Source organism: Mogibacterium diversum, from assembly GCF_002998925.1.
In the GTDB taxonomy this organism is placed as follows: Bacteria; Bacillota; Clostridia; order Peptostreptococcales; family Anaerovoracaceae; genus Mogibacterium; species Mogibacterium diversum.
Genome location: NZ_CP027228.1, coordinates 976,447 through 991,816 on the forward strand (window position 1 = coordinate 976,447; position 15,370 = coordinate 991,816).

Sequence of the window (15,370 nt, forward strand, 5' to 3'; positions counted from 1 at the left end):
GCCCCCTCCTCTAGTTGAATAATACCTAATTATAACACTAAGCGTCGATTGTGGACACCTTAAATGTTATATCATCAAGCGCTTTTAGAAGGACTCTCACAGTATCGAGTGAGGTGAGCGTAGTCACGTTATTTTCAGCAGCACACTTTCTGATGCGGCTACCCATAGAATTTGCATCTACGGATCTGATGTCTCCGATGTTAATCAAGTATGTCACGTATCCCTGTCTGAACTCATCCATAACTGCATCTAGGCTGTTATCAGTGTGCTTGAAGCTTCTGGTCTTTACGCCGTTATTTTTGAGGAACTGCGCCGTACCTTCTGTCGCCTCGATATTGAACCCAAGGTCGTAGAAACCTCTGATTAGTGGCAGTGCATCCTCCTTAGATTCGTCGTTAATCGATGCAAATACCGTTCCGTAATTCTGCATTCTCATGCCCGCTGCCTGCATAGCCTTGTAAAAAGCTCGCATCATATCATCGTCATACCCGATGGCTTCGCCAGTAGATTTCATCTCAGGAGATAGTCTTATATCCATTCCTGATAGCTTTGCAAATGAGAACGCTGGCACCTTTACATACCATCTCTTCTTCTCGAGTGGCTTTAACCCCTTGAATCCCTGCTCCTCTAGGCTGATGCCGAGCATTACCTTGGATGCTATATCAGCGAGGTTATATCCTGTTGCCTTGGATAGGAATGGAACGGTTCTCGAGGATCTAGGGTTTACCTCAATTATATATACATTTTCAGAAGCATCGACGATGAACTGGATGTTGAATAGACCGCAAATGCCTATTCCTAGGCCCAGCTTCTCCGTATACTCTCTGATAGTCTCCTTTACCTTCTCTGAGATGGAGCATGGCGGATAGATGCTAATCGAGTCTCCAGAGTGCACACCTGTGCGCTCAACGAGCTCCATGATGCCAGGGATAAATACATCCTTGCCATCGCAGATCGCATCCACCTCTATTTCCTTTCCGCGGATATAGTGGTCAACGAGCACTGGTTTATCTTCGTCGATCTCCACGGCTGTTCTCAGGTACTGTCTGAGCTGAGTCTCGTCCGCTACAATTCTCATCGCTCTACCACCGAGCACGAAGCTTGGTCTAACGAGCACTGGATAGCCGATCTCCTTAGCAACAGCGCAGCCCTCATCTATATCTGTTACCGCTTTTCCTTCTGGCTTAGCGATACCGAGCTCCTGGAGCAGCTTGTCGAACTCATCTCTATCTTCGGCAGAGTTGATTGCAGCGCAGTCGGTTCCGATAATATTTACGCCTCTCTCGTCGAGTGCATTTGCAAGGTTTACAGCGGTCTGCCCTCCGAGTGAAACAATTACTCCATCCGGTTTCTCTAGTCTAAGGATGTTCATTACATCCTCGATGCAGAGTGGCTCGAAGTATAGCTTATCTGCCGTAGTATAATCTGTAGAAACTGTCTCAGGGTTATTATTTATGATTATAGCTTCGCAGCCTTGACTACGGAGAGTTCTCACCGCCTGAACAGTCGAATAATCGAACTCAACGCCCTGTCCTATTCTAATTGGCCCTGAACCGAGAACTACAACCTTTCTCCTTCCAGAATCCCTAGTCTTCTTGGTCTCACTTCCGTCAAATGTCGAATAGAAGTATGGCACGTATGCATCCTTAGACCCTGCGCACGAGTCTATCATCTTGTACTCTGGAAAGAGGGAAACTGCCTCACGAAGCTTCCACACCTCCTGCTCAGTTGTGCCCCAGAGCCTTGCAATCTCTACATCCGAGAAGCCATGTTGCTTTGCTATCCTCAGTCTTGCGACATCGTTTTTGTTAGCCTTTAGGTCGTTCTCTATGGAGATGATATTCTCAAACATCTCTATGAAATACTCATTTATTGCCGTCAGTTCACATATCTCCGCCTTGCTCACTCCTCTTCTCAGAAGCTCTGCTATGGCGAATATTCTATCGTCACGACCCTCAGTTATATACTCCTTCATCTCGTCAGTTTCCCAAGTATCGAACTTCTCCATGTATATGTGGGAAACACCTATTTCAAGGGAGCGAACGGCTTTAAGAATGCTCTCTTCGAGATTCATACCGATGCTCATAACTTCTCCAGTGGCTTTCATCTGCGTTCCTAGCTTGTTATCTGCATCTGCAAACTTATCGAACGGGAACCTAGACACCTTGCTCACAACATAGTCAACGGCAGGCTCTACCGAAGCGGGCTGGTCTATAATCTCGATTTCATCCAGTGTCATGCCCACTGCAATCTTGGCTGTGATTCTTGCGATTGGGTATCCGCTTGCCTTGGACGCAAGTGCGGATGAACGAGAAACCCTTGGGTTTACCTCGATTAAGTAGTATTCAGACGAATTTGGATTTAGCGCAAACTGCACGTTGCAGCCACCTTCTATCTGAAGTGCACGGATGATCTTAAGCGCACTATTCTTAAGCATCTCGTTGTCTTCTTTGCTTACAGTCTGGGTTGGGCAGATTACTATCGAGTCGCCTGTGTGTACTCCAACTGGGTCGAGGTTTTCCATATCGCAGACTGCGATTGCTTTATCAGTGCCATCTCTCATTACCTCGTACTCTATCTCCTTGAAGCCTTTGATGCTCTTCTCGATTAGTACCTGATGAGTTGGTGAGATGGATAGCGCACGCTTTATAAGCTCTTTAAATTCCTCTTCGTCATATGCAAATCCACCGCCCGTACCACCGAGTGTGAACGCTGGACGGAGAACTACAGGGAAGCCGATTTCCTTTGCGATTTCAAGTCCGTGCTCTTCGCTATTTGCAATGTCCGACTGGATTACCGGCTCGCCTAGATCTTCGCAAAGCTCCTTGAAAAGTTCTCTATCCTCAGCACGCTCGATGCTGCTACTCCTAGTTCCGAGAAGCTCTACACGGCACTCCTTGAGTACGCCCTTCTTCTCGAGCTGCATAGCAAGATTTAAACCTGTCTGTCCGCCGATACCTGGAAGAATTGCATCGGGCCTCTCATATCTGATTATCCTAGCCAGATACTCGAGAGTGAGTGGCTCCATATACACCTTGTCTGCCATAGATGTGTCCGTCATGATGGTTGCTGGATTGGAGTTACAGAGCACTACCTCATATCCCTCTTCCCTTAGAGCAATACATGCCTGTGTGCCCGCGTAGTCGAACTCTGCCGCCTGACCGATTACGATAGGTCCTGAACCGATAACTAGAATCTTCTTGATGTCACTTCTTTTTGCCATTTTTTCCACCTTTCCTGTTTCCACATCTACATTAATTTTAAAAAAAAGACTTCGATCACTGGAATAACAATTCCAATGTCGAAGTCCTAATCTACGTTACTATATTCAAGATACGAGTCGCGAAACATTCGCTTCTTCATCTTTCTGCCTCTTTCTTATGTGCTTCAATATTTTTAAACCTTAAGTATTCTAGCACACTTATTCAATTTGTCTAGAGGTAAATTAAAATTTTTTGCAAAAAATAATTTTAATACATTGCCAAAAGCTTCGCATAGTTCGTATATCACTTCTCCTTACTGAGTTCTAGCGCATAGCTCACAGCAGACAGTGCGTACATAGGTGCCGTTTCAGCTCTCATGATGCGTGGTCCAAGCCCTACGCATACCGCTCCAGCCTCTGTAAACGCTTCTATTTCCTTGTCAGTAATCCCGCCCTCTGGCCCGAATACAAAGAGCAACTTCTCTCCTGCTGAAACTTCCAAAAGCGCCTTTGCAAGAGCAGATTTCTCGCCTTCCTTTGCCGCTTCCTCGTAGGCTACGAAGACCTTATCGTACTCAGTGAAGCTATCTACAAATTCCTTCTTGTTAGCAACAAGATTTATGCTAGGAACGATATTGCGCTTGCTCTGCTCGGCAGCTCCCTGCACTACCTTTTCAAGCTTTTCGGCTAGCTTGGTGAGCTTCTTATCGTCCCATTTCACTACTGATCTATCTGCTGGAAAGCCGTATATCTCAGCTGCCCCGAGCTCCGTCGCCTTCTGTGCTATGGTCGCAAACTTATCGCCTTTAGGAAAGCCGCATGCGATAGTAACTTGAACTGGCAATTCAACATTTTCGTCTAGTTCTTCTACGATGCGCATAGTTCTGCTCTCTGCATCTACAACCTCCGCACGTCTCTTTATCCCATCTGGAAATACGAGAACTACCTCATCGCCAGCCCTAAGTCTCATGACCTGGAACATGTGCTTGATTGTATCCTTGTCCGTTATCTCAATAGTTTCAGCGCTAGGGCTGCCGTATATGAAGTACTGCTGCATTGCTGCTCCTTTAGTAAATTAGTGTTATTAGTTCAAGCCGTTTCGAATCGTCATTCTGTAACTTATGAACTTAGGAATAATCGATTTAGGTGTAGTGCGTATATATTGGGAAGCAGTGTCTACCAGCCTCCGCCTCCGCCGCCGCCAGAGCCACCGCCGACCGATCCGCCGCCGCCAGAGCTTAGACCTCCGCTGACATCTTCGTACAATGCCGATGATACTCTAGAAAATGCGCTAGATTGAACATGATGAATCATAATGTCCATATTTATAAAGTCGTATACATCTCCGACTAACGCACTGTATCCAATATGTCCAGCTAGATTCTTTGGTTCAAACTTCTTCGCCCAAGTGTCAGTAAGCCCAAATACATAGGCATACGGAAGCACATCGTAGAAATACGCTGGGTCTTCTTGAACAAGGGCATTTATCCTATCCACCTCTGCTGTAGCGATAAATTCTTTGAAGCCGATAATCTCACCATAAAGCTTAGCACTATCCTTAGTTCTCTTGAGGAATCCTAATAGAATCAATGGTACAGCCAATGCATATACAGCTATTGCAGCTAGAGCATACAGCGTCATCTCACCGCCTGCAATCTTGTACAAAAACAATAACATAAACGATGATATCGCCAGATAGATAATTCCCCAGAACGCAAAAGATGTAACGCTCCTTATACCGCTTCTCGTCCTATGAAAATGATACTCTCTACACATCCTCTTAACAGGCAATCTCCAAAATGCATCAAGAATCACCGAGCCACCATACACGAATATCAAAATTTGCCAGCCGGGTTGGTACAACTCTCCATACATAGAAAGTGCGATTAGCATACCTCCTATTATGCAGCTGATGATAGCTGCAATCTTCTCATTTTTCTGCGATTTCTTAGAGAATATCGATTTGTTGTCTGTGTACTCTTCAACTATTACCTTTCTAATAAGTTCACATTCTTTGCCTATGCGTTTGCTCGCTTCCTCTAGGCTCACAACCTTGCCAAGTGTGCCATTCTTCGTGCTTCCAAATATAGTTTTGTAAAAAGTAACGGTAATTGGGGGCTCGTCATATACATCGGGAATCCTGAGGCTCTCGAACTGATATTTTCCCTTCTTGTATTCCTCAATCGATATATACCCTTTAGATGCCAAATAAAAGAACATCGATGTGATATCCCTCTTATTCACTTCTTCGTCGATCAGATATCCGATTTCTCCAGGCGGAACACCTTTTGGTGGCTTGAACGTAACGGGCGCAACAATTGGGTGTTCTTTTTCATTCAAAACCCTAAGCACGATAAGTATAATGACACCGAGAATTGCTACTATTACGGTCGCATAGTTCACCCAGTACTTGCTAGGCGCTTTGTACCAGTAGCCTTTAGGAGTATCTACGAGCAATGTCGCACCATTATTCGCAGGCAAGTTCTGAACGTTATATTCGATTATATTTTGATTCTTGTCGTAGGTCCATGTACCGTACATATTATACGTGCTCTTGTGCGGGCCACTATACCCTTTCATGCCGCTGTACGGAAAATGTTGTGGCAAGCACACAGAAACTGATGCCGACTTGATGTCTGTTGCCCATTCCGATGGAAGCACATCCACATATATGTCGTTAGGATTATTCTTGCGCTCGTAATTAGCAAGGGTATAGATGATGGTGTAATCTTTAACGCCAGTAACCGTCTTCTTTTTATCACCGATTTTAATCTGCATTTGGTTAGCTTTATACAGATTCTTAATCTTGTATTTATCCCCATCTACGGATACGTCTTTGATCTTGTATCCCTTGCCGAAAGGAATGTTTCTAACTATACCGTGCTTTGGGTCGGTGAAATTCACCTTAATCTTCTCTACGACTACGTATGAATAGTCATTTCTAACATCCACAGTCACATTGTAGCTGAGGGTAGAATATCCCGTGCCAGTGTCAACATCTCCTGAACTGAAATATCTTGTCAGGCCTGAAATCAGCCATATTGTAGCTAGTAAGCCGATAGATACAATAGTTGCTATGCGGTCGTTTCGTTTCTTGTCCATAAGTTATTCCTGTTGTTATTGTTTAAAGGATTAATAACCCACATGAAATCATTAGGCCAGACTGCCTATGAAGTGTGGATATCTATTAATTCACTTAAGCTTTGGAATCTTCAATCACAGCTCGCTCTAGTAGTTCAAGAACGTATACGGGAGCTTGCCTGCGCCCACTCTCCCAATCTTGAATTGTTCTTACTGGGATGTTATATTTTTCTCCAAATGTCGCTTGCGATAAGCCGAGGAGCTTACGCATCTCCTTTAGTTCCATTATCAGTATCTCCTCTTTTATGTAACTCTTATAGAATAACTTAATGATACAACATGTGAGCTAGATGTGTAAGGGTATAAAAAAACCTTGAGCTATCACTCAAGGTTTGGCGTTAAACGATCTTTTTAGCTAAATTGCACATCCTAATTTTGTTCATCACATTCAGATAATATAATCTCTCCATTACCACTCACATCAAAAAATCCGACACCGTGTTTTAACGCAATTTTAAGCATAGTATTATATGCGTCCTCTGCTAGTGACCATGCAAAACATGCATATATCACATCTTTACCAATACAATAGTCTGTAATGCGATTTGCAAGATCTTCATCATTTTCTATTTCATCATCACTAAGAGCAAATTCTCCTTCCATCGGTGGAAATACTTGTATCATATCCATAAACCAGTTCTTTAGATTAGCTGAGCTTACTTCTATCGAATCATAATTATGATCTTCCTTCCACTCCACTTGATTTTCGTACCATTTTATAAATTCTGTCTTATTATTTGGAGCCTGTGCTTTTTCGAAAACCATTAAATCGTAACTCATATTTTCTTAGACCTCCTTAAATTATAACAAGCTATTTCTTTTTAACATCCGAATAAGTCTTTACTTTCAAACTAAATATTTCATCTTTAATTTTAGTTGATTTCTATACTGTCTAGTGCTTCATGAAGACTCTTCAGTTCCAGATAATTTCGTACTGCAAAGGCTAGACATACTATATTAATCAATAAAAGTACACATAATATAATTTTTCGCTTAGTGCTCATTTTCTTAAATCTCCCTTGTAACAGAACTCAACATGCACGCAATATTCGTTAGTATTCCCACTGATATCCGACTTTTGTCATATCCTCGCGTATCTTATCTCTAATATATACACCTTTATACATTCCCTTTATATTGTTTTTAGAACGATAATATTTTTGAAAGTCAATCAGCTGTTTTGCTTTATTATTTTTTTCTTTAATTGATATGTAATAACCTTCACTGTTTAGATATTTCATAATCTCATTAGTGTTAGGCCCCATTTTTACACTGTAGATGATCTCTCCATTTCTTATTTCAAACTCTGAAACTTGACAGTCAAGGCTCAATAAATACATATTCATGTCTAAATTGATTAAGAGTTTTGTATTATATATAGCATTACTCATTCTAAGTATGGAGTAGCACGAATAAATGGATATAAATATCGAAACTAATACAATTAAAGTAAATCTTTTATTTAATCTATCCACTCGTAGCCTCCTTCTCTAAGCTCTTTTATAATATGATCCCTAATCTGTACAGTTGAGTTTCTGTTTATATCTTTACCATATTTTATCATATTATCAATATTTTCCTTCATTGTTCCTTCTAAAGGATAACCTTTATCGTTCATATATTTCATTACAGCATCTATGTTTGGTCCAATACGTATAATACATTCGTCATTAACCTGTGTAATATATGAATCAGTTGATTTTGCCATTTCAAGTCTTGTTAAATTTGTTGCAAAAATTCTAGCTCTGTAATCATTATTCATATCCTCAGTAAAATCCATAACTGCAGATAGACCTGGTGTAGGAATAAAATCTTGAGCAACATCAATTCCTATCTTTGCCATTGATCGTTTTAATATAAAGTTGTTCTCATTTATATAATTTTTCAATACATTTGTATGATATTCTACTGCCCCATCAACACCTTTTCCGAAGGTATGCACCGTAATATCTTTTGTACAGCTTACTGCTCTAGTCGAACTATGAGCAACACCATTTTCATATTTCCAAGCTCCATATTCATATCGATAGGTATGAATCTTTATTGAATATCCATTATGGTATTTAACTTGTCCGACTTTGGTCACCTCTGTTTCTTTAAAAACGGTATTTACAAACTCGGTTATTTCGACCAATTTATTATTTGATTTACCGTTCTTAGTTAACTTAGTTAGGTTTTCATTTAAGTCTGAAACGAGGTTCGGTGCAGATTTTTTGAGCTGTCGAAGTGAAACTATACTATCACCCCTTTTTGTTCTAATTTCCTGTCCATAATATCCCTCAATAATATTATCCAAATCATGAGTCGTACATTTACTTGAGTGTATATGATTAATAATATAGTTATACATAGAAAGCTGGAGCGGAGACATATTTTTCTTCTCGGTATCTGCAAACAGCCCAATCGCTTCCACAGAGATTACTTTTTTGCCACTCGCATCCTTACAAAATAACAACTTATTCGGATCTATGTTATGGTCTCGAATTGCTGAATATATTGATAGTGCATTTGCAAGCTTCGTTTTAGGAAATTTGCCTTTAGCCCCGGCGATAGATAGGTCATATAGTAACATATTCTGTTTCTTGATCATCGTATTAACTGAGGAGTAATACGAACTGCTAGCTTTTTCCAAATTAATGAGGTTAATAAGCTTTTTTTCATAATCTTTCTTTAAAGAAAGAGCATTGTCTCGAGCAGCTTTATAATGATTTTTTAGCAAATCAAACACTGATGCACAGAATTCAAAATTCCGTTGTAGCATCCTTATATTATCTACTCTATTACCATAGAAGTTATAGTCTTCTTGCTTTTGATTAATTAATGCCCTTAACTCATCTTCATCAAGCTTTTCAGTGATTTCATTATTAGAAATCGCTGTTACAAGCTTCTGATATTGCGTAAGAATTTCTACCGAAATATATTCGAAATAATCGATTGCAACTATATGTGCATGAGCCTGATTTTTTGCAGCAGAAATAGCTAATCCTTCAGATGTACTATTTGTTAGAAGGAAATTCATTGAATCCCTTATTCCACTAACCATTGAATAGTATTTATTTGCATTGTCTGTTATGCTCTTGGCTTCTGCTTGAATTTGTTTGGGATCAACTTTAAGCCCCACTACTCACACCTTCTTTCCGTCGTTTGTATTCTACTTCTTCCTTCTCATTCAATAATTTCCTACGATAACCCAGTAATTCTTCAACCACATCATCCTGCTCTTGCCTTATGATTCTCTCCAAATTGTGTTGCTCATCAAGTTTCGCAGTTATCTTTTTATCTGAACTGAATCTATACGCTTCTTCATCAATCTGATTCAAGCGATAAAAGCTTTGCTCATACATATCAGCAAAGTCATTCTTACAGCTATTTATTAATATATCTAAATCTTCAATCTGTTGATTCAATTTATCCATACTATATAAACCTTCTTTTTAATACATATCGCATTTATTAATTTGAATTATTTAAATCTCTCGCAATTTCTTCATCCAGTTCTTTAAACTGTCTACCAAGTTTTGCAAAATTGCTTGCATCAACACGAGCGATGTCTTGATACTTGCAATAAATTTGACTTAACATGTTCTTTATATCATTCATGTTAGATTTCACAGACAAATGGGAATAATCGTCATTTTCAAAACTCAAGGAAACATTAAGACTAACACTGGAATTATTCTTTTTTAGAAATTTCTCATAACTATCATCTAGTTTTATATCCGTACTCACACTCTCTCCTTTATATATCGTGATTTTATCAAAACTCCACGAGTAGTATTTTCACATAAAATTGTTAAGTAATAATTATAATTTAAAATTTAAATATATATTATAAGTATTTTATCATAATATACAACTTAGTGGTATTGATTATATAAGCATAAAACTTATAATAATCAAATGATAATCCCTTTACATTTCGTAAGGTCCTACAAACACGACCTAAAATTTGTCCCTAAAAAATTATGATGACTGATACAAAAAACCTTGTAACTTCAATAGTTACAAGGTTTCTCTTTGTTTATATTGGTACCGCATCCGGGAATCGAACCCGAGATTCAGCCGTGAGAGGGCTGCGTCTTAACCTCTTGACCAATGCGGCATATATTCGTGTCACGAGTGCGACACGAATTAGTATACATAATATCTCAGAACTTGTCTAGTACTTTTTCGTTTAACTAGGATTTTTTAGTTTCACTAGTTTCCAGACTTCACTAACAAATCCTCGGCAGCAGCTCTCCGCTTGGTGGTGGCAGCAGCGTTTCAGTGCCTATTTCCGTGGTCATCACAACGTGACCAGGCATCTCATTAGTCACCTCGCCTATTACCACCGCACCCTCTGTATGCTCGGAGCTGTGCAGTGCCGCGAGTACAGCGTCAGCGGATTTTGCAGGGACGAACATCACAAGCCTACCCTCGCAAGCGAGATAAAGTGGCTCTAGCCCGAGCATGCCCGTGACACCAGCGACTTCATGGTTTACAGGAATGGACTCAGTATCGAGCTTGATTCCGACATCACTCTGGTCAGCAATCTCATAGAGCACAGTCCCAACTCCGCCGCGCGTCGCATCCCTTATAACGTGGATGTCTGGTGCGGCTTCAAGTGCAGCATTTACAGCGTTCCAGAGTGGCGCACAATCACTCGTCACATTTGCCTCCATGCCGAATCTGTCCCTCTCGAGTAGAATCGTACAACCGTGACGGCCAACGTCTCCAGTCACGATGATCTTATCGCCAGGTTCAGCATTTGCACCAGCTGGATTAACGCCTTCCAGTATCTCGCCTACGCCGGTGGTCGTGATAAACACGCCATCCACCTGCCCTTTACCAGCAACCTTGGTATCACCAGATACGATCGAAACGCCTACCTCATGAGCTGTCTCAGCCATCGCCTTAGCGATGCGGTCCAGCTTCTCAACGGGGAATCCTTCCTCTATTACAAATGCGCAAGAGATATATAGTGGCTTTGCGCCCATGCACGCGAGGTCATTTACCGTACCGCATATCGAGAGCTTCCCGATGTTCCCGCCAGGGAATTCTGCAGGAGATACGATAAATCCGTCCGTGGACATCGCCATCCTGCCGACTGGAGGTGGCAGCACTGCCGCATCGTCCGCTGTTAGGTATTTGTTGTCGAAATATTTCTTGAAAATCCCACCGATCAGGTCATTCGTCTGCTTTCCACCTGCACCGTGCGCGAGGGTTATTGTTTGTTCCATATGTCGCCTCCGTATTTATAAAACGCCGAACATGCGCCTTCGCTAGAAACCATACACGCTCCTATCGGATGCTCTGGCGTACAGCCCTTACCGAACACCTTGCAGTCGTAAGGCTTGCATTTGCCGAGTAGCACCTCTCCGCATCTACATGCTGGATTTGGTCTCCCTTCTATCTTTGGAAGATTAAACTTATATCTAGCATCGTAATCGCGATACTCTGGCCTAAGCTCAACACCTGATTTCTCTATAACGCCGAGCCCTCTCCACTCTGAATCGGAAGGCTCCATGACCGTCTCGACAAGCTTTCTAGCTGCAGGGCTTCCCTCTTCAGTTACCACTGCTGGGTAGCAATTTACTGCGAAAGGTTTGTTTTCTTCTATCTTCTTGATGATTACCGCTAGCGCTGTTAGCACCTCGGAGCCAGAGAAACCAGCAACTACTCCAGATATTCCGTGTTCATCACGGAGTTTATAGTATTCCTCCATACCAGTCATCGTGCTCACATGACCTGGATACAGAAATGCATCAGCACTGCCCTTGAGCGCTAGATACGCGTTATACATCGTCTTGTTGGCTGTCAGTATCGAGAAATTTTCGATGCCCTGCGCCTTCGCTTCACGAACCGCCATCACGCTCCCAGGTGTTGTCGTCTCAAATCCAACCGCAAGAAATACGACCTGCTCATCTGGATGCTCCTTGGCATACTCTAGCGAGTCGAGCGGCGAGTATACAACACTTACATTCGCCCCCTTGCTGCGAGCCCCTGCAAGGCTCATCTCCGTTCCGGGAACTCTAATCAGGTCTCCAAAAGTCGTTATGGTCGCTTTCTTATCCAGCGCCAGCATGACGGCCTCGTCGATATACGAAACTGGCGTAACACAGACTGGACATCCTGGTCCTGAAATCAGCTCGATATTATCCGGTAGAAGTCTCCTGATTCCAAGTCTAAAAATCTCATGCGTATGAGTTCCACAGACTTCCATGATTCTAAGCTTCGGGCCGTCGTAAGAGGTGACAATGTCGCGAGCTTTTTTTGCACTCTCGTTAATTGTCATTCAGCCCCTCCATTACCTTATCGGCCTCTGCCGCCTCATCTGCTGCAACTCTTGCAATAGCAAGACCTGCGTGCACCATCACATAATCTCCAGGAGCGAGGTCTGAAATCAGCTCCGCAGAAACCTTTCTCTTAACGCCGCCAGCATCGATGACAGCCATATTATTCTCTATATTAGCAACCTTTGCTCTCAATCCCACGCACATATGTGCACCTCCGTCATTTTCTAATCTCTATATATTCTATACCCATGTTCAGTCATGTGACTGTACTATTTATTGTTCTTCTTATTGTTCTTTATTTTGTTCCTCATCCCGAAGCGCCGCTATTCCTGCAGCCGCCTGACCGAGCGCTATGCCGCCGTCGTTTGTCGGCACGACTCCGTGCTTCAGCACTTTGAAGCCTTCTCGTTCAAGCCCGTCATCCACTAGCCTTAGAAGTAGTAGGTTTTGAAACACTCCTCCCGATAGGGCAACAACGTTCACTTCGCACCTCGTACGCTGGTAGCAGCAAGCGATAACGATCATGTCTGCCAGCGCTTTATGAAATAAGTATGCCAGCTGGTCAGTATCTTGATCCGCCAGACTCCTTGCAGCTAGTTCCATGAGCAAGGTGTCTGTGCACAGTTCGAACTGCTCTTCGTCGATATTCATCAGCCTGCCCTCGTAAGGCGCTAGGCTTATTCCTTGTGCTTCGGCGCGTTCAGCTGCAAACTGGAGCGCCATCGAGGCCTCGCCTTCGAAGGTGCTGGCTGACTTTATGCCGAGCACTGCGCTTACTGCGTCAAAGAGGCGACCTGCGCTTGTCGACTTCACTGTATTTATATTATTGCCTAGCATGAAATCGATGCTCTGCCTACCCTTCTCGTCTCCGAGCCCGAGTGTCTCTCCTATACGGTTTGCCGCCTCGCTTCCGAGCGCTGTGCTAATCATGGAGTATGCGATTCGCCACCCCTCCCTAGAGGCAATATCTCCGCCAGCATGTATAAACGGTGCAATACTGCCAACACGCTCGTATCCGCTCTCATCTCCAAGCAGGAATTCCCCGCCCCAGATAGTTCCATCTGGACCGTATCCAGTTCCGTCAAAAGTCACTCCCAGAGCTGTTCCCTCGTATTCGTTCTCTGCCATGCACGATACCATGTGTGCATGATGATGCTGCACTTCCATAACCGGAACACCTTCTCTCTCTGCAATCACCCTAGCCATCTCACTCGTGTTATAGCCTGGGTGCATATCTCCCACTATTATATCTGGATGAATCTCTAATAGCCTTTCCATGCGAGTTGTCGCTGCTTCAAGTGCTCTCACACTTCTCATATCCGCCATATCGCCTATGTATGGTGATGGATAAAAAAGCCCCTTATCGCCTAGGCAAAATGCATTCTTTAACTCTCCACCTATTCCGAGCACCGCGTACGAGCTTTCTCTCTTCGCTACTATTGGAAGCGGAGAATATCCTCTTGACCTTCTGATCATATAAGGCTTGCTTCTGTAAAATGCCATAACCGTATCATCCGCTCTTATCCGTATGTCCCTAGAGTTGGAAAGTATGATATCGCACATCGGCGATAGATACTTAAGCGCTTCCTCATCGTTCATGCATATCGGAGCTCCAGATGGATTTCCGCTAGTCATCACCAGCACATCAGATATTGGCTCATCGTCTGGATAATCGAAGAGAAGCATATGAACTGGTGTATATGGCAGCATCACGCCTAAATTAGGATTGTCAGGTGCTACGGATGCTGCGATTCTTAATCTATGCCGTATCTGGCTGTTGGTCTTAATTTCTTCCTGTATATTGGAATCAAGCTCTGCCGACTCAGCTGAATCGTGACGTCTAGGAATCAGTATTATCGGCTTCTGCGGGCCGGTAAGCAGCGGCTCCATCTCTGGCTCCAGCCTGCATTCGCGCCCGACCACTTCGAGATCCCGCATCATCACAGCAAACGGCTTCATCGGGCGCGCCTTCAGCTGTCTGAGGCGCTGGACCGCTGCTTCATTCGCGGCGTCGCAGCAGAGGTGGAAACCACCGATTCCCTTGATGGCGGCGATGCCGCCATTCCTGATCACAGCCCTGGTCTCTAGAAGCGCCGCCGCGCCATATGCACCCTCGGGGCGCTCCGAATCAGTTCCCATACCTTGTACGTCAGACTCAGAAGCCCTGCCCACGAGGGTGTATAGCTCCGGCCCGCAGTCATTACAGCATACAGGCTGGGCATGGTAGCGTCTCGAATCCATATCGGTATATTCAACACTGCAGGCCTCACACATCGGAAAACCAGCCATGCTGGTTTTCACCCTATCGTAAGGCATAGAATCTAGTATAGTTAAACGAGGACCACACTGAGTGCAGTTTATAAACGGATGGAGATACCTCCTGTTATTCTTATCAAACAGTTCCCTTGCACAGTCAGGGCAAGTTGCTATGTCAGGCGATACGAATATCTGACCATCCTCATGCTTGCTCAGTGCAATCTTGAATCCAGAGTCTATCGATATATCTACAGGGCTATCCATTACCTTAACCTTGACGATTGCAGACCGCTCTGGCGCTTCTGCTTCTATGGCATGCACAAAATCGCCGATTACGGACTCATCTGCTCTTGCGATTATCTCAACGTAAGAGCCCTTGTTACAGACACTTCCAGATATGCCATATCTATCCGCAAGTCTGCTCACAAAGGGTCTAAAGCCAACGCCCTGAACTATTCCATAAATCCTAATTAATCTACATACCAATTGCAATCAC

General features: G+C 43.2%; 13 protein-coding genes and 1 tRNA gene. All 14 read right to left on the reverse strand.

The window, feature by feature from the left end; genetic code table 11:
- Window positions 1-37: 37 nt before the first annotated feature.
- The 14 genes from carB to hypF all read right to left on the reverse strand — a co-directional run bounded on the left by carB (window position 38) and on the right by hypF (window position 15,360).
- Window positions 38-3,223 carry a carbamoyl-phosphate synthase large subunit gene (gene carB, locus C5Q96_RS04545; protein ID WP_106057224.1) on the reverse strand — a complete coding sequence of 1,062 codons (3,186 nt, stop codon included), beginning with the start codon at window positions 3,221-3,223 and terminating at the stop codon, window positions 38-40.
- Between the two features lie 283 nt (window positions 3,224-3,506).
- A complete protein-coding gene (locus C5Q96_RS04550) occupies window positions 3,507-4,259 on the reverse strand; it encodes a 16S rRNA (uracil(1498)-N(3))-methyltransferase (protein ID WP_106057225.1) in 753 nt (250 codons plus the stop codon).
- A 119-nt stretch (window positions 4,260-4,378) separates the two neighbouring features.
- Complete coding sequence (locus C5Q96_RS04555; protein WP_106057226.1) at window positions 4,379-6,304, reverse strand: DUF2207 domain-containing protein; 1,926 nt, start codon at window positions 6,302-6,304, stop codon at window positions 4,379-4,381.
- Between the two features lie 94 nt (window positions 6,305-6,398).
- Window positions 6,399-6,569: a helix-turn-helix domain-containing protein gene (locus tag C5Q96_RS04560; RefSeq protein WP_106057227.1), complete on the reverse strand. Its 171-nt coding sequence runs from the start codon at window positions 6,567-6,569 to the stop codon at window positions 6,399-6,401.
- Between the two features lie 143 nt (window positions 6,570-6,712).
- Complete coding sequence (locus C5Q96_RS04565; protein WP_106057228.1) at window positions 6,713-7,123, reverse strand: hypothetical protein; 411 nt, start codon at window positions 7,121-7,123, stop codon at window positions 6,713-6,715.
- A gap of 272 nt (window positions 7,124-7,395) precedes the next feature.
- Window positions 7,396-7,818 (reverse strand): hypothetical protein, encoded by a 423-nt coding sequence (locus tag C5Q96_RS04570; protein WP_106057229.1) that lies wholly within the window; start codon window positions 7,816-7,818, stop codon window positions 7,396-7,398.
- The gene (locus tag C5Q96_RS04575) at window positions 7,806-9,464 is read right to left on the reverse strand and encodes a hypothetical protein (protein ID WP_106057230.1); all 1,659 of its coding nucleotides are present in this window, start codon (window positions 9,462-9,464) and stop codon (window positions 7,806-7,808) included. The genes C5Q96_RS04570 and C5Q96_RS04575 overlap by 13 nt, the downstream gene beginning before the upstream one ends.
- Window positions 9,454-9,759 carry a hypothetical protein gene (locus tag C5Q96_RS04580; RefSeq protein ID WP_106057231.1) on the reverse strand — a complete coding sequence of 102 codons (306 nt, stop codon included), beginning with the start codon at window positions 9,757-9,759 and terminating at the stop codon, window positions 9,454-9,456. Before C5Q96_RS04580 ends, C5Q96_RS04575 begins: the two co-directional genes overlap by 11 nt.
- A 37-nt stretch (window positions 9,760-9,796) precedes the next feature.
- Entirely contained in the window at window positions 9,797-10,072 is a 276-nt protein-coding gene (locus C5Q96_RS04585; RefSeq protein ID WP_106057232.1) for a hypothetical protein, read from the reverse strand.
- A gap of 298 nt (window positions 10,073-10,370) precedes the next feature.
- Window positions 10,371-10,445: transfer RNA gene (locus C5Q96_RS04590), tRNA-Glu, on the reverse strand.
- A gap of 112 nt (window positions 10,446-10,557) precedes the next feature.
- Window positions 10,558-11,562: a hydrogenase expression/formation protein HypE gene (hypE, locus tag C5Q96_RS04595; RefSeq protein ID WP_106057233.1), complete on the reverse strand. Its 1,005-nt coding sequence runs from the start codon at window positions 11,560-11,562 to the stop codon at window positions 10,558-10,560.
- Window positions 11,547-12,617, reverse strand: a complete 1,071-nt coding sequence (hypD, locus tag C5Q96_RS04600; RefSeq protein WP_330403782.1) for a hydrogenase formation protein HypD — start codon at window positions 12,615-12,617, stop codon at window positions 11,547-11,549. Before hypD ends, hypE begins: the two co-directional genes overlap by 16 nt.
- A complete protein-coding gene (locus tag C5Q96_RS04605) occupies window positions 12,607-12,822 on the reverse strand; it encodes a HypC/HybG/HupF family hydrogenase formation chaperone (RefSeq protein WP_106057234.1) in 216 nt (71 codons plus the stop codon). Before C5Q96_RS04605 ends, hypD begins: the two co-directional genes overlap by 11 nt.
- A gap of 81 nt (window positions 12,823-12,903) precedes the next feature.
- Window positions 12,904-15,360 (reverse strand): carbamoyltransferase HypF, encoded by a 2,457-nt coding sequence (hypF, locus tag C5Q96_RS04610; protein ID WP_106057235.1) that lies wholly within the window; start codon window positions 15,358-15,360, stop codon window positions 12,904-12,906.
- Window positions 15,361-15,370 lie beyond the last annotated feature (10 nt).